This is a genomic window from Streptomyces sp. NPDC020192, from assembly GCF_044388685.1.
GTDB lineage: Bacteria > Actinomycetota > Actinomycetes > Streptomycetales > Streptomycetaceae > Streptomyces.
The window spans coordinates 1-16,765 of sequence record NZ_JBIRXG010000023.1 but is presented as its reverse complement, the minus strand read 5'-3'; the positions used below and the strand labels follow the sequence as shown (position 1 = coordinate 16,765).

Here is a 16,765-nt window from a genome sequence, read left to right as displayed (position 1 = left end):
CCTCATGCCCGAGCTGGTGTTCTTCTCCGGAACGATGGACTGCGGGAAGTCGACGCTGGCTCTGCAGATCGAGCACAACCGCTCCGCGCGAGGCCTCGTCGGGATGATCTTCACCCGGAACGACCGCGCGGGCGAGGGCAAGCTGTCCTCCCGGCTCGGCCTGGTCACCGACGCCGTGGAGGTCGCGGACGACCAGGACCTGTACGCCTACCTCGTGGAGCACCTGTCACAGGGCCGCCGGGCCGATTACGTGATCGCGGACGAGGCGCAGTTCCTCGCGCCCGAGCAGATCGACCAGCTCGCGCGCGTGGTGGACGATCTCGGCCTGGACGTGTACGCCTTCGGGATCACCACGGACTTCCGCACCAAGCTCTTCCCCGGCTCGCAGCGGCTGGTCGAGCTGGCCGACCGCATCGAGGTGCTCCAGGTGGAGGCGCTGTGCTGGTGCGGCGCCCGCGCCACGCACAACGCCCGCACGACAGGCGGCGAGATGGTGGTCGAGGGCGCCCAGGTGGTCGTCGGCGACGTCGACCAGTCCACCGGCGAGGTCGGCTACGAGGTGCTGTGCCGCCGCCACCACCGGCGCCGGATGACCGCCGCGTCGGCCCGCGCGGCGGCCCTGTCCCCGGATGTCCTGCCGGTCGCGCCCCACTGAACCCCCAGGGCTCAGCGCGGGCTCAGCGCGGGTCCTGGAGCACCAGGAACTCCGCGCCCTCAGGGTCCCTCACCGCCGCCACGCGCCCGTGTGGGCTGTCGTGCGCCTTCCGGACGACCCGGCCGCCCAGCTCCGTGACCTGGCGCAGCGTCAGATCGACGTCGGTGACCTCGAAGTACGTCTGCCAGTGCGGCCCCCGGTCCCGGGGCAGGCCGTGGCCCACGCCGTGCAGCCCGGCGACCGGACGCCCGCCGAGGCGCAGGGTGACGTAGTCGAAGTCGGCGGAGAGCACCGGCTCCGCCTCGTAACCGAACACGGTCGTGTAGAACTTGGCGACGCTCTCCGTCTCGAACGTCACCAGCTCGTTCCAGGCGGGCGTACCGGGCACACCGGTGATCGCCGTGCCGAGGTGCGCGGAGCCCTGCCAGATGCCGAACACCGCCCCGGAGGGATCGGCGGCGATGGCCATCCGGCCGGCCTCGGCGGCGTCCAGCGGGCCGACCGCCACCGTGCCGCCGCACTCCCGCACCGTGTCGGCCGTACTGTCCACGTCGTCCGAGGCGAAGTACGGCGTCCAGGCGATCGGCAGCCGGTGGTCCGGCGACAGCTGGCCCATGCCGGCCACCTCGTGCCCGTCGAGCAGCGCCCGCACATACGGGCCGAGCTGCTGCGGGCCCGGCCGGAACTCCCAGCCGAACAACTCGCCGTAGAACTCCTCGGTGGCGGCCAGCCCGTGCGCCATCAGGCTCACCCAGCAGGGCGTGCCGGGCGCGCGCCGCACGTGCGGACCGGCCGACTCCCGTGCCTCGGTCATCGATCACTCTCTCCCCGGCCCCTCGTGGTGGCCATGTCGCTTCCGCTCCCCGCAAGGGGTGTCCACGCCGGCGGCGGGCACGCCCGTGCCGGTGCCCGCATCCTCCACGCCGCGGCGGGCCTTACCGGGCCGCCGCTCGGCGACACCTCCGGGAGGATGCCCGTTCTGCCGACTTTCGGCGCTTCCTGACGGTGGCCGGGGGGTGTCCGTCGGCTGTACAGCACGTGCTCGATCCCCTACCCCTCGTGATCGAGCCTGTCCGGCCGAGCAGAGTAGCCGGACCTGGACGCCGCGGCCACCCCTGGCGTATGCATGGACCCCATGAACGCCATCATCACCGCAACCGATCTCGCGCATGAGCTGACCGGCGACCGTCCGCCGGTGCTGCTGGACGTGCGCTGGCAGCTGAGCGTGGCGAAGGCGGCGGGCGCGCCGGCCTTCGACGGGCGGGCCGAGTACGCCGCCGGGCACATTCCCGGCGCGGTCTTCGTCGACCTGGACCGGGAGCTCGCCTCAGCACCCGGGGGAAGCGGCCGCCATCCGCTGCCGGACCTCGCGGAGTTCGGCGCCGCGATGCGCCGCGCGGGTGTGTCGGCGGGGCGCCCGGTCGTCGTGTACGACGGCGGCCAGGGCTGGGCGGCCGCGCGTGCGTGGTGGCTGCTGCACTGGACGGGTCACCCGGACGTGCGGGTCCTCGACGGCGGGTTGCCGTCCTGGGAGGGCGAACTGTCCACGCGGGTCGAGGATCCGGCGGAGGGTGACTTCCGGCCGGAGCCCGCGGCCGGCGGACTGCTGGACGCGGACGCGGCCGCCGCCCTGGCCCGTACGGGCGTGCTGCTGGACGCGCGCGCGGGGGAGCGGTACCGCGGCGAGGTGGAGCCGATCGACCGGGTCGGCGGGCACATTCCGGGCGCGGTGTCGGCGCCGACGACGGAGAACGTGGGCCCCGACGGCCGCTTCCTGCCCGCGGCCGAACTGCGCGACCGCTTCAAGGCCCTGGGCGTCGCGGCGGACGCCGAGGTGGGCGTGTACTGCGGTTCGGGCGTCTCCGGCGCCCACGAGGTCCTCGCGCTGGCCGTGGCGGGCATCCCGGCGGCCCTGTACGTCGGTTCGTGGTCCGAGTGGTCCTCCGACCCGGACCGCCCGGTGGCGGTGGGGGCGGACCCGCAGTAGCGGCTGCAGGAAAACGGGGGCACGCACGCGTGCCCCCGTTTTCCGTTTCCTACGGCCCGTTACTCCTGCTTCTTGCGGCGCGTGCCGAACACGATCTCGTCCCAGCTCGGCACGGCGGCGCGGCGGCCGGGGCGGACGCCGTCGGCCTCGGCCTGGCGGTCGGTGGCACCGATGAGCCGGTCGCGGTGACTGCCGACGGAGCGCGGCATGAGGACGTCCGCGTAGGCCGAACCGGCCGAGGCGGCGGGCGCCGGCGGCTCCTCGGCCGCCGGTTCGTCGACGGGCTTCTCCGCGTCCTCCGCCGGGCGCTCCGGGACCACCAGGTCGCCCCGGAAGCTCGGCACGGCCTCCAGGAGGCTGGTCAGCGAGTCGCGTTCCCCCGTCGTCTCCTCGGGGGGCTCGGACGCCTGGGCCGGCAGGCTCGGCCGCTCGCGCTCGCCCCGGTCGAGGGCACGGTCCATCGAACGCTCGCGCGGCAGGCGGGCGATGCGCGGCACGAACGGGAAGCTCGGCTCGGGTACGGCGAGATCGTCGGACTCACCGATCAGCGAGCGCGCCTCGGCGTCCACGGCCTGCACGAGCCGCCGGGGCGGGTCGTACGTCCAGCTCGCCGAGTGCGGTTCGCCCGCGACCCGGTAGACGAGGAGCACCTCCCAGGTGCCGTCGTCGCGGCGCCAGGAGTCCCACTGCACGGTGTCCTTCTCGGCACCGCGCAGCAACAGCCGCTCCTGGACGGCCTCGCCGAGCAGCGGGCCGGAGTTCTCGCCGGGGCGGCGGACCGGGGTCTTGCGGGCGCGCTCGGCCATGAAGGCACGCTCGGCCAGCACGGGGCCCTCGAACCGGCGTACCCGGTCGACGGGAATGCCGGCGAGCTGCGCGACCTCTTCCGCGGTGGCACCCGCGCGTATCCGCGCCTGGATGTCACGCGGGCGCAGATGGCTCTCGACCTCGATCTCGATCTGGCCGAGGCGGGGCCGGTCGCCGCGTACGGCGGCGCGCAGCCGTTCGTCGATCGGAAGGGTGTACTCCGTCGCGTCGGCAGCCTTCAGCACCAACCGTGTGCCGTCATTCGAGACGGCCACGACACGCAGTTCGGGCATGGGGACCTCCCGGGTGGTGCCTGCCGACGTCACGTGCGTCGCTGCTTCCGCTAGTCGAGTGTGGCCTGCCCGGGTGCAGCCTGCCACAACCTTGCCGAGTTGCCCGGCGTGTCGGGCACGGGCCCTGGGCCGCCGTTATGGCACGGTTACCTGTTCGCAACGCTAAGTGACCAACTCCGTCACCCTGTGCAACTAGCCCCCTCCGGCGGTCCTGCAAGGCCCCGGACACCCTGGTGGGAGACCGGGCCCAGGGCTCGCAACAGTACTCCATTTGGACCATGTGCGTGGATGGGCGCGCCGCCCAACTTCTGGCAAGGGCCGCGACTTGGCGCTCGGCAACCGGTTTCGCCGATCATGAACGTGGCGAACTTCACGCAATCCCCAGAAACGGAACTAATGGTTTCCGTTGCGCGTCCCTTCTCATGCAGTCGGTCAGTCAATGTCGATCAAGTGCGGGAAAGGCGGGCAAGCTCCGGGTATGCGTGAGACGCCCGATACCGGTCGCAAGCGGATCGACCTGAGCGTCCCCCAGGTCGCGGGCAGCGCCCTCGCGGCGGTCGTGGCGGCCAGACTCGCGTCGTACTTCGGGGTGTACGGCACGATCCTCGGCGCCGGGGTCGTCAGTGTCGTCGCCACCTGCGGAGGCACGCTCTTCCAGCACTTCTTCAGGCGGACCGGGGAGCAGCTGCGGGAGGCGACGGTCGCGACCCGCCCCAGGGAACAAGTGCCACCGCCTCCGGGGGAGTTCACCGAGGGGACGGTCTACCGCGCGCGCGTGAAGAAGAGCTGGCGGCGGCCGGTGGCCGCGGCCGCACTGGTCTTCGGCGTCACGATGGCCGGCATCACGGCGTACGAAATGGTCTCCGGCAGCAGCTTCAGCGGCGGCACGGGTACGACGGTCAGCGACGCCGTCACCGGACGGGGTTCGGCGGCCTCCACATCCGAGGAGACACCGGCCCCTTCGCACGCGCCGTCCTCCGGGCGCGCGTACCCGCCCGACGCCGGTGGCGGTACGACACACAGCGCGACCCCGACGCCCGACGCCTCCCCGAGCGGGCGGCCGAGCGACGGCCCGGCCACCCCGACCCCCGCGCCCAGCGCCTCCGCCGCGACGCCTACGCCCCCAGAACCCTCCGCACGTAGTCGTTCTGGAACAGCCGATCCGGGTCAAGGCGGTCCCTCAGCGCAGTGAACTCGCCGAATCGCGGGTACACGCGCGTGAAGTACTCGGCGTCCCGCGTGTGCACCTTGCCCCAGTGCGGCCGGCCCTCGTGCGCGGTGAAGATGCGCTCGGCGGCGGTGAAGTAGGCCTGGTACGGCGTGCCCCGGAACATGTGGACGGCGATGTAGGCGCTGTCCCGGCCGGAGGCGGTGGACAGGGTGATGTCGTCGGCCGGGGCCGTGCGCACCTCGACGGGGAAGCTGACGCGCAGGCCCGAGCGGTCGACCATGGCCTTCAGCTCGCTCAGCGTCTCCACCAGGGCCGCGCGCGGCACGGCGTACTCCATCTCCACGAAGCGCACCCGGCGGGGCGAGGTGAAGACCTTGTAGGGGATGTCCGTGTACGTCCGCGCGGACAGCGCCTTGCTGGAGACCTGGGCGATGACGGGAACGGTCCGCGGGACGGCGCGGCCGACCCACTGGGCCACCTGGAAGACGCCGTTGGAGAGGAACTCGTCCTCGAACCAGCCCGCCAGCTGTCCCACCGGCTGCTCCGGGCCCGCGCTGCGGTTGTTGCGTTTGGTGTTGGTGTTGCCGGTGTGCGGGAACCAGTAGAACTCGAAGTGCTCGTTCTCGGCCCAGAGTTGGTCGAACTCGTCGAGGACCCGCTCGAAGGGCATCGGTTCCTCGCGCGCGGTGAGCAGGAAGAGGGGCTCCACGGCGAACGTGATCGCGGTGACGATGCCGAGGGCGCCCAGACCTATGCGGGCGGCCGCGAAGACGTCGGGATTCTCCTTCTCGGAGCAGCTGAGCACCGAGCCGTCGGCCGTGACGAGTTCGAGCCCTGTGATCTGAGCGGCGATCGAAGCGGACTCGCGGCCCGTGCCGTGCGTGCCGGTGCTGGTGGCCCCGGAGACGGTCTGCTCCATGATGTCGCCCATGTTGGTGAGCGACAGGCCCTCGCGCGCGAGAGCGGCATTGAGCCTCTTGAGCGGGGTGCCCGCCTCGACCGTGACGGTCATGGCTTCCCGGTCAATGGTGCGGATGCCGGTCAACAGTTGAGGGCGGATCAACACACCGTCGGTGGCCGCGATCGACGTGAACGAGTGCCCCGTACCGACCGCCTTGACCTTCAGGCCGTCCTCCCGGGCCCGGCGCACCGCCTCGGCCAGCTCCTCCACCGAGGCGGGTGTGACCTGCCGGGCGGGCCGGGCGGCGACGTTACCGCCCCAGTTACGCCAGGTGCCGTTCTTCCCGCTCGCTGTGCTGCTCAACGGTGCCTCCCCGACCCGCGGCCGGCCTGCGCAGCCGGCGGTACCCGAGGAAACCGGCCGCGACCGCGACGGCCCCGGACACGGCCGGAACCCCGTACCCGGCCCGCGCCCCGGCTACGTCGATCACCGAGCCGGCCACGGACGAGCCGAGCGCGACACCGACCGCGAGGCCGGTGCTCACCCAGGTCATGCCCTCGGTGAGTTTCGCGCGAGGTACGTGCTCTTCGATGAGGGACATCGTGGTGATCATCGTCGGCGCGATGGACAGCCCCGCAACGAACAGCGCCACGGCCAGAAGCGGCAAGTTTCCGACCAGTAGGAGGGGGATCATACTCACGGCCATCGCCGCCACGCCCAGCAGCCAGCGGCGTTCCGGCGCCCCGGCGAACCGCAGCAGCCCGAAGACCACCCCGGCCACACAGGAACCGGCCGCGTACACCGCCAGTACGACGCTGGCCGCGCCCTTGTGGCCGCGCTCGTCGGCGAAGGCGACGGTGACCACGTCCACAGCGCCGAAGATCGCGCCGGTCGCCACGAAGGTGGCCACCAGCACCTGGAGCCCCGGCGAGCGCAGGGCCGTACCGCCGCCGTGGTGCTCGCGCGGATGCGGCTCGGGCTCGGTGGCGCGCTGGGCGGTGAGCCAGAAGACGCCGGCCGCCAGGAAGCAGGCGGCCAGCAGCGGACCGGCCTCCGGGAACCAGGCGGTGGACAAGCCGATGGAAATGATCGGGCCGAAGATGAAGCACACCTCGTCCACGACCGACTCGAACGAGTATGCCGTGTGCAGTTTCGGGGTGCCGCGGTACAGGGCCGCCCAGCGGGCCCGGATCATCGCGCCCAGGCTCGGCACGGAGCCGATCCCGGCGGCGCACACGAACAGCACCCAGTCCGGCCACCTCAGGTGCGCGGCGAGCAGCAGCCCGGCCGCCGCCGTGAGCGCGACCAGGGTCGCCGGGCGCAGCACCCGGCGCTGGCCGTGCCGGTCGACCAGCCGGGAGATCTGCGGCCCGATCGCCGCGGCGGACAGCGCGATGGTGGCCGAGAGCGCGCCGGCGAGGCCGTACCGGCCGGTCAGCTGGGAGATCATCGTGACCACGCCGATGCCCATCATCGACAGCGGCATCCGGCCGAGGAATCCCGCGGCGGAGAACGCCCTGGTGCCGGGCTCGCTGAACAGGGCTCTGTAGGGGCTGGGCACGGGGTCTCCGAAGCGGCTCGGTAAGGCGCGAATGCGGCCGATACAGATTACGAGTTAGGGGACCCTAATTGCATCCTGTTTCGTCAGGGGAAAAACCGCCATAAACCGACTGGAACCCGACTCGTCACCCCGCCGTTGCCCAGCTGTCAGTACCGGGTGGCAGGATCGACTCATGCCAGACGCGCTCGATGCCACCCCCTACGACGCCCTGCTCCTGCTCTCCTTCGGCGGCCCCGAAGGCCCGGACGACGTGGTCCCGTTCCTGGAGAACGTCACGCGCGGGCGGGGTATCCCGAAGGAACGCCTGAAGGAAGTCGGGCAGCACTACTTCCTGTTCGGCGGGGTCAGCCCCATCAACGACCAGAACCGCGCCCTGCTGGACGCCCTGCGCAAGGACTTCGCCGAGCACGGCCTGGACCTGCCGGTCTACTGGGGCAACCGCAACTGGGCGCCGTACCTGACGGACACCCTGCGCGAGATGGTCGCCGACGGCCGCCGCCGCATCCTCGTGCTCGCCACCAGCGCCTACGCCTCCTACTCGGGCTGCCGGCAGTACCGCGAGAACCTCGCCGACGCGCTGGCCGCACTGGAGGCCGAGGGCCTGGAGCTGCCGAAGATCGACAAGCTGCGGCACTACTTCAACCACCCCGGCTTCGTCGAGCCCATGGTCGACGGCGTGCTGCGGTCCCTCGCCGACCTCCCCGAGGACGTCCGCGCGGGCGCCCACATCGCCTTCACCACCCACTCCATCCCGACCTCCGCCGCCGACACCTCCGGCCCCGTCGAGACGCACGGCGAGGGCGGCGCGTACGTCGAGCAGCACCTGGACGTGGCCCAGCTGATCGCCGACGCCGTCCGCGAGCGCACCGGCGTGGGCCACCCCTGGCGGCTCGTCTACCAGTCGCGTTCCGGCGCCCCGCACATCCCGTGGCTCGAGCCGGACATCTGCGACCACCTGGAGGAGCGGCACGCGGCGGGGGTCCCGGCCGTCGTCATGGCGCCCATCGGCTTCGTCTCCGACCACATGGAGGTCCTCTACGACCTCGACACCGAGGCCAAGGCCAAGGCCGAGGAGCTGGGCCTGCCGGCGCGCCGCTCGGCCACGGTCGGCGCCGACCCCCGCTTCGCCGCCGCCGTCCGCGAGCTGATCACCGAGCGCGCCGCCGTGGAGCGCGGCCAGGAGGTCACCCCCTGCGCCCTGGGCGCGCTGGGCGCGAGCCACAACCTCTGCCCGGTCGGCTGCTGCCCCGCCCGTGCGCCCCACCCGGCCGCCGCCGGAGCCGACAGCCCCTACGCGTGAGGAGACCCGTGACCGACCCCCTGTACAGGGACCTGCTGGAGCTGGCCCGGGAGGCCGCCCGCCGCGCCGGAGAACTGCTGCGCGACGGCCGCCCGGCCGACCTGGCCGTGGCGAAGACCAAGTCCAGCCCGATCGACGTCGTCACCGAGATGGACATCGCGGCGGAGAAGCTGATCACCGACCTGATCGCCGGCCGGCGGCCCGACGACGGCTTCCTCGGCGAGGAGGGCGCCTCCGTCGAGGGCACGAGCGGGGTCCGCTGGGTCATCGACCCGCTCGACGGCACCGTCAACTACCTGTACGGACTGCCGACGTGGGCCGTGTCCATCGCCGCGCAGCAGGACGGTGAGACCGTCGCCGGGGTCGTCGCGGCGCCGATGCGCGGGGAGACGTACCACGCCGTGCGCGGCGGCGGTGCCTGGGCGACCGGCGCGTGGGAGGGCGAGCGGGCGCTGGCCTGCCGCCCCGCGCCCCCGCTGGACCAGGCGCTGGTCTCCACCGGCTTCAACTACGTCACCGAGGTCCGCACCCACCAGGCCGAGGTGGCCGCCCGGCTGATCCCGCTGCTGCGCGACATCCGGCGCGGCGGCTCGGCCGCGATCGACCTGTGCGACGTGGCCTGCGGCCGGCTGGACGGGTACTACGAGCGCGGGCTCAACGCATGGGACTTCGCGGCCGGTGACCTGATCGCCCGGGAGGCCGGCGCGCTGGTCGGTGGGCGGCCGGGAGAGCGCCTGTCGCGCGATCTGACGGTCGCCGGTACGCCGGGCGTCTTCGAGCCTCTCCAGCGGCTGCTGGAGGACTTCGGGGCCTGGCACGACTAGCCCCGGTACCCCCGGACAGACAGGACACACCAGGACCCCCGGCGCTGGATTCGCCGGGGGTCCCGCTGTCTGCGCTTTCAGGCCGATCAGACGCGTGACGCGCCGACCTCCACACCGTGTTCGGCGGCGAGGCGTCGCAGGTCGTCGAGCTCTGCCTGCTCCACCTCGACGAGGAAGTCGTCGCCCTCGTCACGAGCCCGCGACAGGTCGGACTCGGTCGTCCTTATGCGCTGCAGAAGTCCTGCGGTGAAAGCGTCCATGCTGCGCCCCCTCGTCCTTGGGTCGTGGGTCGGTGGCACGGGGGTGTGCCGTTCGGGAAAGGGGCGATCACGGCTCTCGCGGGTGCCCAGCGCTGCCCTGGCCGGGCGGCGACGGTGCCGGACACCCACGCCCGCTCTGCGTGAAGCGGTGGGCGAAGTGCCGCATGGTGCTGCGGCACATGCAGAGCGTGATCGCGGGGTGTAAAGCCGTCCTCCCCCCGCTCCCTCACCCGGAAACCTCAACCGGAGGAGAAAATCTCGTATTCCCGCCCCGGAACGCCGGTCCGTGCGGTCCGCAACCCGCCTTACAGCCGACTTACGGCCGAAAAGGGCAGGATGGAGGTCACACCCCACGAAGACCCCTGCTCGCACGCGCTCACGGCGCGCTACGCGGGTGGACCTGAGGAAGGACAAGCGACGTGCGCGTACTCGTCGTCGAGGACGAGCAGCTGCTCGCCGATGCGGTGGCCACCGGACTGCGCCGGGAGGCCATGGCCGTCGACGTCGTGTACGACGGTGCGGCCGCCCTGGAGCGCATCGGCGTCAACGACTACGACGTGGTCGTCCTCGACCGCGACCTCCCGCTGGTGCACGGCGACGACGTCTGCCGCAAGATCGTCGAGCTGGGCATGCCCACGCGCGTACTCATGCTCACCGCGTCCGGCGACGTCAGCGACCGTGTCGAGGGCCTGGAGATCGGCGCCGACGACTATCTGCCCAAGCCCTTCGCGTTCAGCGAGCTGATCGCGCGCGTGCGCGCCCTCGGCCGTCGTACCAGCGTGCCCCTGCCGCCCGTCCTGGAGCGCGCCGGCATCAAGCTCGACCCCAACCGCCGTGAGGTCTTCCGCGACGGCAAGGAGGTCCAGCTCGCGCCCAAGGAGTTCGCCGTCCTGGAGGTCCTGATGCGCAGCGAGGGCGCGGTCGTCTCGGCCGAGCAGCTGCTGGAGAAGGCCTGGGACGAGAACACCGACCCGTTCACCAACGTGGTGCGCGTGACGGTCATGACGCTGCGCCGCAAGCTGGGCGAGCCGCCGGTCATCGTCACCGTGCCCGGCTCCGGCTACCGGATCTGATCCGCCGTGGCCGCGACACCCGCGCCCCCTCAGGCGCCGCCGAAGCCCACCTGGGACCCCAGGAGACCGCAGCCCCCGTTCCCCTGGCTGCGCCCCACCATCCGCATACGGCTCACGCTGCTGTACGGCGGCATGTTCCTGATCGCCGGCATCCTGCTGCTGTCGATCATCTACCTGCTGGCCGCACAGGCGATCAGCACCGGCAACCAGCCGCTGTTCAAGATCGTCAGCTTCGACAAGCTGCAGGTCTCCAGCGGCAAGTGCCCCGCGATCAACACCACCAGCCTGCCGCTGTCGGACTTCAACGACGCGATCGCCCACTGTGTGGACCAGCAACGCCAGGCGGCCCTGGACGACCTGCTCAGCCGCTCGCTGCTGGCCCTGCTGGGCCTCGCCGTGATCGCCTTCGCGTTCGGTTACGCGATGGCCGGCCGCGTGCTGTCCCCGCTCGGCCGGATCACCCGCACCGCCCGGCAGGTGGCCGGTTCGGACCTGTCCCGCCGGATCGAGCTGGACGGCCCGGACGACGAGCTGAAGGAGCTGGCCGACACCTTCGACGACATGCTGGAGCGGCTGCAACGGGCCTTCACCGCCCAGCAGCGCTTCGTGGGCAACGCCTCCCACGAGCTGCGCACCCCGCTCGCGATCAACCGCACGCTCCTCGAAGTGCATCTGTCGGACCCGAACGCGCCGGTGGAACTTCAACAGCTCGGCAAGACCCTGCTCGCCACCAACGAGCGCAGCGAACAGCTGGTCGAGGGCCTGCTGCTGCTCGCCCGCAGCGACAACCAGATCGTCGAGCGCAAGCCGGTCGACCTGGCCGAGGTCGCCACCCAGGCCATCGACCAGGTGCACGCCGAGGCCGAGGCCAAGGGTGTGGAGATCCGCGGGGCCCGCAAGCCCGCCGTGGTGCAGGGCAATGGCGTGCTGCTGGAGCGGATCGCGCTGAACCTGGTGCAGAACGCGGTGCGGTACAACGTGTCCGAGGACGGCTGGGTCGAGGTGACCACCGAGGTCCAGCACGGACAGGCGGTGCTGACCGTCACGAACACCGGGCCGGTGGTGCCGGCGTACGAGATCGACAACCTCTTCGAGCCCTTCCGGCGGCTGCGTACGGAGCGCACGGGCAGCGACAAGGGCGTCGGCCTCGGCCTGTCCATCGTCCGGTCGGTGGCCCGCGCGCACGGCGGTCACATCGCGGCGCAGCCCCGCGAGGGCGGTGGCCTGGTGATGCGCGTCACCATGCCGTTGTGATCAGGACCGACACACGCGGAGGATGTTCGCTTTGCGCGGAATTTTCAGGACCCCTCGCGAGGTTCTTCCTGTGTGATCAATCACATGGGCGGATTTTCAGCCATGTACTCTCTGTGATCATGACACAAGGTGGAAAGCCGGGAAAGTCCTGGTTTTCAGGGTACTTGATCACGGGAAGTACACGGTGAGGCGCCTTTGAGGTGCGACATTCGAACCGTGTACGGTCCTCACCGCCATCCAAGCCGATCACTCTTGAGAGGTCGGGTTGGGTGTCGATTGAGTAACAGACCTTGATGTGAGGCAAAATCTCCGCCTCAGGTCGGGCACAAGTCCGGCCTCTCACGCGTTACGTGCGCTGGAGACACCGCAGACACCCAGAGGGGGAGAGCGATATGGCAACCGATTACGACACTCCACGCAAGACCGACGACGACGTCGACTCGGACAGCCTTGAAGAGCTGAAGGCCCGGCGGAACGACAAGTCCACCTCGTCGGTGGACGTCGACGAGTTCGAGGCCGCCGAGGGACTCGAGCTGCCCGGAGCCGACCTCTCGAACGAGGAGCTGGCCGTCCGGGTGCTGCCCAAGCAGCAGGACGAGTTCACCTGCATGAGCTGCTTCCTGGTGCATCACCGCAGCCAGCTGGCCCGCGAGAAGAACGGTCAGCCGATCTGCCGCGACTGCGACTGAGGACGGGTCGGCCATGTCTGGCTCGACCCCTCCCCGGAAGCGCCGCTTCCCTCCGGGGCAAGCGGACCCAGGGCCGTCCGACGGCCCGCACGGCGCGCGTGAACAGGAGCGGGGCTCATCCGGCAGGGGAGCCTCGCTCGCACCGGTGGACGACCGGGACGACGTCCCGGCGCCGGTGCGGCAGCCCGCGCCCGTCGCCAGGCGACGGGCCGCGGTGGTGCGTGACAAAGCCCGGGACATGGCCCGGGAAGGGGTCCGGAAGGGCGGCAGCCACGCCCGCGCGGGGCTGGCGTACCTGACGGACCGGATCATCGAGATCGCCCCGCGTGTCCCCGTACGCGACCTCGCGACCCTGCGCAGGCAGTTCCCGGGCCTCGGCCCCGAAGAACTCGCCGACAAGCTCGTGGCGGGGGCCGCGGCCGGGACCTCGACGGTCGGGGCCGGGATCGGAGCGGTGGCCATGCTTCCCGTGCCGCCCGCCATGCCGACCGAACTGGCCGCGGAGATCACCACGGTCGCCGCGATCGAGCTGAAGCTCGTCGCCGAACTCCACGAGGTCTACGGCGTACGCCCGCTCGGAAACCTCAAGAACCGCAGCACCGCGTACCTGTCCTCCTGGTCGGGGGAGCGCGGGATCGACGTGCTGAAGCCGTCGACGTACGACGCCGCCCTCGGCGGGCGCGTGAAGCGCGAACTGCGCCAGCGGATCATGAAGCGCGTGGTCCGGGACCTGCCCAACCTCATGCCGTTCATGGTGGGCGCGGCTGTCGGCGCGGTCATGAACCGCCGGGACACCAGAACGCTCGCCGCCCACATCCGCACCGACCTGCGCAAGATCCAGGTGTCCTGGGACGAGCTGCCCGAGCTACCGCCCCTGGAGAAGCCGGCGGAGCCCCTGAAGCTCCGCGACCTTCCCGACGAGCTCGGGGGATTCGAACCCTAGGCCGCCGCCGTCCGCGCCGCCGCGATCGCCGCCGCCAGCCGCTCCGGCTCCCGTGTCGACAGGTACAGGTACGGCGTCGGGTCCGCGGGGTCGGTGACCTCCACCCGCAGCGCCGTGGGGATGTAGGCGCGCAGCAGCAGGAACGCGCGCGTGTCGGCCTTGTACGTACGCCAGGCGCGGGCCTCCTCCGGGTCCAGCACCTCCGACTCACCGAGCGCCGACACCGGGATCTTCGCCTCGCCCGCGATCAGTGAGTCGCCCACCACGCGGATGCGCGGCGAGCCGTACGCGCTCGCGACCACCGCCGCGGCCGCCGTACCGCCGACCAGGCCGCCGAGCAGCGGCAGGGTGCCGAAGGGAAGCAGGATCAGGGCGAACGAGACGCCCACGAGGAAGCTGATGAACCACCACGAGCGGGGGGCGGTGAGGCGTTCTTCGTACGGGGTGGCGGGGAGCTGCATGAAGCCAAGCTTGGCACGGGATCGGTACATGGCCGCTATCAGGGGGAGCCGGCGCGAAGCGCTGTCCGGCAGGGCGGTGGTGGGTGACGGGCGGGCGGGTAAGGTCTGCGCCTGTGAGTGGTAGTTCCGCAAGCCTTCAGCCCCCCGCCGACGCGATGAAACCGGTACGGCACCCCGACGCGCCAGCGCCCGGGGAGCTTCTCGGTGCCCACTACGAACACTGTTTCGGTTGTGGCCCCGGACAGTCGCACGGGCTGCACCTGGAGGCGCGCGCCGGCGAGGGCGTCTCGCTGACCGCCGAGTTCACCGTCCAGCCCGCCCACCAGGGCGCCCCCGGTCTGGCGCACGGCGGAGTGCTGGCCACGGCCCTGGACGAGACGCTCGGCTCGCTGAACTGGCTGCTGCGGACCATCGCCGTGACGGGACGCCTGGAGACCGACTTCGTCCGGCCCGTTCCCGTCGGCACCGTGCTGCACCTGGTGGCCGAGGTCACCGCCGTGGCGGGGCGGAAGATCTACTCCACGGCCACCGGACGCATCGGCGGCCCCGGCGGGCCCGTCGCCGTCCGCGCCGACGCCCTCTTCGTCGAGGTGAAGGTCGACCACTTCATCGACCACGGCCGCCGGGAGGAGATCCAGGCCGCCATGAGCGACCCGGACCAGATCCGGCGCACCCGCGCCTTCGAGGTGAACCCGTGAGCCGTGACCCCCTGAACGTGCTGCTCCGCCGCGTCGACCCCGACGTACCGCTTCCGGCGTACGAGCACCCCGGGGACGCCGGAGCCGATCTGCGCACCACCGAGGCCGCCGAGCTGAAGCCCGGTGAGCGGGCCGTGCTGCCCACGGGAGTGTCAATCGCCCTTCCTGAGGGGTACGCGGCCTTCGTGCACCCACGCTCCGGTCTGGCCGCCCGCTGCGGTGTCGCCCTCGTGAATGCTCCGGGGACGGTTGATGCCGGGTACCGTGGGGAGATCAAGGTGATCGTGGTGAATCTCGACCCGCGCGAGTCCGTGCGGTTCGAGCGCTTCGACCGGATTGCCCAACTGGTCGTCCAGCAGGTCGAGAGGGTCCGCTTCCAGGAGGTCGCGGAGCTTCCCGACTCGGCGCGGGCCGAAGGGGGCTTCGGGTCCACCGGTGGTCATGCCGCGGTGGGCGGCGAGTGCGGCACAAGCGGTCAGGCCGCCGTAGGCGGTCCGACGGGTGGGAATCGATACGCTTCGGTCGTATCCGACCGGGAAGGACAGTGACGTGTTCGGACGTCGCAAGAAGAAGGGTGCCGCCGAGGACGCGGCCGGCGAGGCCGAGCAGGTCGTCGACAGCGTCGACACCGAGGCGGACGAGGAAGAAGAAGAGGCCGAGCGCGAGCGCGTCCGGCTGGAGCCCGGGCCCCGGCCCGACGGGCCCTGGGACAGCACCGAGGTGCGCGACGCGGCCGAAGGCCGCGTGGACCTCGGCGGGCTGTTCGTCCCCGGCGTGGACGGCATGGAGCTGCGGGTCGAGGTCGCCGGTGACGCGATCGTCGCCGCCACCGTCGTGCTGCGCGACAGCGCCATCCAGCTCCAGGCCTTCGCCGCGCCCAAGCGCGAGGGCATCTGGGGCGAGGTTCGCGAGGAGATCGGGGCCGGCATCACCCAGCAGGGTGGCATCATCGACGAGGTCGAGGGGCCGCTGGGGTGGGAGCTGCGGGCGCAGGTGCCGGTGCAGCTGCCCGACGGCACCGGCGGCTTCCAGGTCGTGCGGTTCGTCGGCGTGGACGGCCCGCGCTGGTTCCTGCGCGGTGTGATCTCCGGGCAGGGCGCCGTACAGCCGCAGGCCGCGGGTCTGCTGGAGCAGATCTTCCGCGACACGGTCGTGGTCCGCGGCGAGGGCCCGATGGCGCCCCGCGACCCGATCGTCCTCAAGCTGCCCAACGACGCGCAGATGGTCCCCGAGGGCGTGCAGCAGGAGGAGTCCCGCTTCTCCGGCGGCATGGGCCAGCTGGAGCGGGGCCCGGAGATCACCGAGGTCCGGTAGCCTCGTAGCCGACGAAGGGCCGTACTCCCGGGGTACGGCCCTTTCCCATGTGACCGCACCTGTGCGGGCGGCGGGAGCCGTCATCAGAGTCGCGTCAAAGTTGCCCGCTGCCCACCCCACTGTCCCGTTTGCCGTGATTGTTGGCCGTAAGGTCGACGAAGCGTACGCAGCAGTCACCGGAAGACAATGGAGCCATGGCACGCGGCAAGCTTCGGATCTATCTCGGCGCGGCACCGGGTGTGGGCAAGACCTACGCCATGCTGTCCGAGGGACACCGGCGTGTGGAGCGGGGCACCGACTGTGTCGTGGCCTACGTGGAGCACTACGCCCGGCCGCGTACCGAGGTGATGCTGCACGGTCTGGAGCAGGTCCCGCGCAAGCGGCTGGAGTACCGGGACGCGGTCTTCGGCGAGATGGACGTGGACGCCGTACTGCGCCGGGCGCCCGCCGTGGCCCTGGTGGACGAACTCGCCCACACCAACGTCCCCGGCTCGCGCAACGCCAAGCGCTGGCAGGACGTGGAGGAGCTGCTCGCCGCCGGGGTCGACGTGGTCTCGACCGTCAACATCCAGCA

Annotated in this window: 18 protein-coding genes and 1 pseudogene; 13 read left to right on the top strand and 6 right to left on the bottom strand. The window is 71.5% G+C overall.

Annotated elements, in window-relative coordinates; genetic code table 11:
• The first annotated feature begins 4 nt into the window (after positions 1-4).
• Positions 5-655: a thymidine kinase gene (locus ACH47Z_RS34690; protein WP_399080931.1), complete on the top strand. Its 651-nt coding sequence runs from the start codon at positions 5-7 to the stop codon at positions 653-655.
• Positions 656-677: 22 nt separating this feature from the next.
• On the opposite strand, the gene ACH47Z_RS34685 is transcribed toward ACH47Z_RS34690, so the two are convergent.
• On the bottom strand, positions 678-1,469 hold the full coding sequence (locus ACH47Z_RS34685) for a VOC family protein (RefSeq protein ID WP_399080930.1): 792 nt from the start codon (positions 1,467-1,469) through the stop codon (positions 678-680).
• A gap of 321 nt (positions 1,470-1,790) precedes the next feature.
• On the opposite strand from ACH47Z_RS34685, the gene ACH47Z_RS34680 reads away from it, so the two are divergent.
• On the top strand, positions 1,791-2,642 hold the full coding sequence (locus ACH47Z_RS34680) for a sulfurtransferase (RefSeq protein ID WP_399080928.1): 852 nt from the start codon (positions 1,791-1,793) through the stop codon (positions 2,640-2,642).
• 59 nt (positions 2,643-2,701) lie between these two features.
• On the opposite strand, the gene sepH is transcribed toward ACH47Z_RS34680, so the two are convergent.
• On the bottom strand, positions 2,702-3,742 hold the full coding sequence (gene sepH, locus ACH47Z_RS34675; protein WP_399080926.1) for a septation protein SepH: 1,041 nt from the start codon (positions 3,740-3,742) through the stop codon (positions 2,702-2,704).
• A gap of 478 nt (positions 3,743-4,220) precedes the next feature.
• Here sepH and ACH47Z_RS34670 point away from each other — a divergent pair, with 478 nt between their 5' ends.
• Positions 4,221-4,934: a hypothetical protein gene (locus ACH47Z_RS34670; RefSeq protein WP_399080924.1), complete on the top strand. Its 714-nt coding sequence runs from the start codon at positions 4,221-4,223 to the stop codon at positions 4,932-4,934.
• Here the strand turns inward: ACH47Z_RS34670 and ACH47Z_RS34665 are convergent.
• Both ACH47Z_RS34665 and ACH47Z_RS34660 read right to left on the bottom strand, forming a co-directional pair.
• Positions 4,858-6,177 carry a D-arabinono-1,4-lactone oxidase gene (locus tag ACH47Z_RS34665; protein WP_399080922.1) on the bottom strand — a complete coding sequence of 440 codons (1,320 nt, stop codon included), beginning with the start codon at positions 6,175-6,177 and terminating at the stop codon, positions 4,858-4,860. The two genes, ACH47Z_RS34670 and ACH47Z_RS34665, sit on opposite strands and share 77 nt — an antisense overlap.
• The gene (locus tag ACH47Z_RS34660; RefSeq protein ID WP_399080920.1) at positions 6,137-7,375 is read right to left on the bottom strand and encodes an MFS transporter; all 1,239 of its coding nucleotides are present in this window, start codon (positions 7,373-7,375) and stop codon (positions 6,137-6,139) included. The genes ACH47Z_RS34665 and ACH47Z_RS34660 overlap by 41 nt, the downstream gene beginning before the upstream one ends.
• Positions 7,376-7,547: 172 nt before the next feature.
• Between ACH47Z_RS34660 and ACH47Z_RS34655 the strand changes: the two genes are divergently transcribed.
• Together ACH47Z_RS34655 and ACH47Z_RS34650 are read left to right on the top strand one after the other, a co-directional pair.
• A complete protein-coding gene (locus tag ACH47Z_RS34655; RefSeq protein ID WP_399080918.1) occupies positions 7,548-8,675 on the top strand; it encodes a ferrochelatase in 1,128 nt (375 codons plus the stop codon).
• Positions 8,676-8,683: 8 nt separating this feature from the next.
• Positions 8,684-9,499, top strand: coding sequence for an inositol monophosphatase family protein (locus ACH47Z_RS34650; RefSeq protein WP_399080916.1), 816 nt, complete (start codon positions 8,684-8,686; stop codon positions 9,497-9,499).
• Positions 9,500-9,585: 86 nt separating this feature from the next.
• On the opposite strand, the gene ACH47Z_RS34645 is transcribed toward ACH47Z_RS34650, so the two are convergent.
• A complete protein-coding gene (locus ACH47Z_RS34645; RefSeq protein ID WP_167357479.1) occupies positions 9,586-9,759 on the bottom strand; it encodes a hypothetical protein in 174 nt (57 codons plus the stop codon).
• Positions 9,760-10,178: 419 nt separating this feature from the next.
• Between ACH47Z_RS34645 and ACH47Z_RS34640 the strand changes: the two genes are divergently transcribed.
• The 4 genes from ACH47Z_RS34640 to ACH47Z_RS34625 all read left to right on the top strand — a co-directional run bounded on the left by ACH47Z_RS34640 (position 10,179) and on the right by ACH47Z_RS34625 (position 13,718).
• Positions 10,179-10,832 carry a response regulator transcription factor gene (locus tag ACH47Z_RS34640; RefSeq protein ID WP_003993508.1) on the top strand — a complete coding sequence of 218 codons (654 nt, stop codon included), beginning with the start codon at positions 10,179-10,181 and terminating at the stop codon, positions 10,830-10,832.
• A gap of 6 nt (positions 10,833-10,838) precedes the next feature.
• Positions 10,839-12,086: a sensor histidine kinase gene (locus tag ACH47Z_RS34635; protein ID WP_399080914.1), complete on the top strand. Its 1,248-nt coding sequence runs from the start codon at positions 10,839-10,841 to the stop codon at positions 12,084-12,086.
• 392 nt (positions 12,087-12,478) lie between these two features.
• Positions 12,479-12,775, top strand: a complete 297-nt coding sequence (locus ACH47Z_RS34630) for a DUF4193 domain-containing protein (RefSeq protein WP_003997302.1) — start codon at positions 12,479-12,481, stop codon at positions 12,773-12,775.
• A gap of 13 nt (positions 12,776-12,788) precedes the next feature.
• A complete protein-coding gene (locus ACH47Z_RS34625) occupies positions 12,789-13,718 on the top strand; it encodes a hypothetical protein (protein WP_399080912.1) in 930 nt (309 codons plus the stop codon).
• On the opposite strand, the gene ACH47Z_RS34620 is transcribed toward ACH47Z_RS34625, so the two are convergent.
• Positions 13,715-14,179, bottom strand: coding sequence for a DUF3093 domain-containing protein (locus ACH47Z_RS34620; RefSeq protein ID WP_399080910.1), 465 nt, complete (start codon positions 14,177-14,179; stop codon positions 13,715-13,717). The genes ACH47Z_RS34625 and ACH47Z_RS34620 overlap by 4 nt on opposite strands.
• 113 nt (positions 14,180-14,292) lie before the next feature.
• Between ACH47Z_RS34620 and ACH47Z_RS34615 the strand changes: the two genes are divergently transcribed.
• From ACH47Z_RS34615 to ACH47Z_RS34600, 4 genes and pseudogenes are all read left to right on the top strand, one after another.
• A complete protein-coding gene (locus ACH47Z_RS34615) occupies positions 14,293-14,877 on the top strand; it encodes a PaaI family thioesterase (RefSeq protein ID WP_399080908.1) in 585 nt (194 codons plus the stop codon).
• Entirely contained in the window at positions 14,874-15,425 is a 552-nt protein-coding gene (gene dut, locus ACH47Z_RS34610) for a dUTP diphosphatase (protein WP_399080906.1), read from the top strand. Before ACH47Z_RS34615 ends, dut begins: the two co-directional genes overlap by 4 nt.
• A gap of 1 nt (position 15,426) precedes the next feature.
• Positions 15,427-16,191, top strand: coding sequence for a DUF3710 domain-containing protein (locus ACH47Z_RS34605; RefSeq protein ID WP_399080904.1), 765 nt, complete (start codon positions 15,427-15,429; stop codon positions 16,189-16,191).
• Between the two features lie 194 nt (positions 16,192-16,385).
• Positions 16,386-16,765: pseudogene (locus tag ACH47Z_RS34600) on the top strand (histidine kinase); the annotation flags it as partial.

Bases quoted from the DNA above. Each gene is read 5' to 3' on its own strand.
- ACH47Z_RS34670 (WP_399080924.1), top strand. From the start codon at position 4,221: ATGCGTGAGACGCCCGATACCGGTCGCAAGCGGATCGACCTGAGCGTC.
- ACH47Z_RS34655 (WP_399080918.1), top strand. From the start codon at position 7,548: ATGCCAGACGCGCTCGATGCCACCCCCTACGACGCCCTGCTCCTGCTC.
- ACH47Z_RS34645 (WP_167357479.1), bottom strand. From the start codon at position 9,759: ATGGACGCTTTCACCGCAGGACTTCTGCAGCGCATAAGGACGACCGAG.
- ACH47Z_RS34690 (WP_399080931.1), top strand. From the start codon at position 5: ATGCCCGAGCTGGTGTTCTTCTCCGGAACGATGGACTGCGGGAAGTCG.
- sepH (WP_399080926.1), bottom strand. From the start codon at position 3,742: ATGCCCGAACTGCGTGTCGTGGCCGTCTCGAATGACGGCACACGGTTG.
- ACH47Z_RS34685 (WP_399080930.1), bottom strand. From the start codon at position 1,469: ATGACCGAGGCACGGGAGTCGGCCGGTCCGCACGTGCGGCGCGCGCCC.
- ACH47Z_RS34630 (WP_003997302.1), top strand. From the start codon at position 12,479: ATGGCAACCGATTACGACACTCCACGCAAGACCGACGACGACGTCGAC.
- ACH47Z_RS34680 (WP_399080928.1), top strand. From the start codon at position 1,791: ATGAACGCCATCATCACCGCAACCGATCTCGCGCATGAGCTGACCGGC.
- ACH47Z_RS34625 (WP_399080912.1), top strand. From the start codon at position 12,789: ATGTCTGGCTCGACCCCTCCCCGGAAGCGCCGCTTCCCTCCGGGGCAA.
- ACH47Z_RS34620 (WP_399080910.1), bottom strand. From the start codon at position 14,179: ATGCAGCTCCCCGCCACCCCGTACGAAGAACGCCTCACCGCCCCCCGC.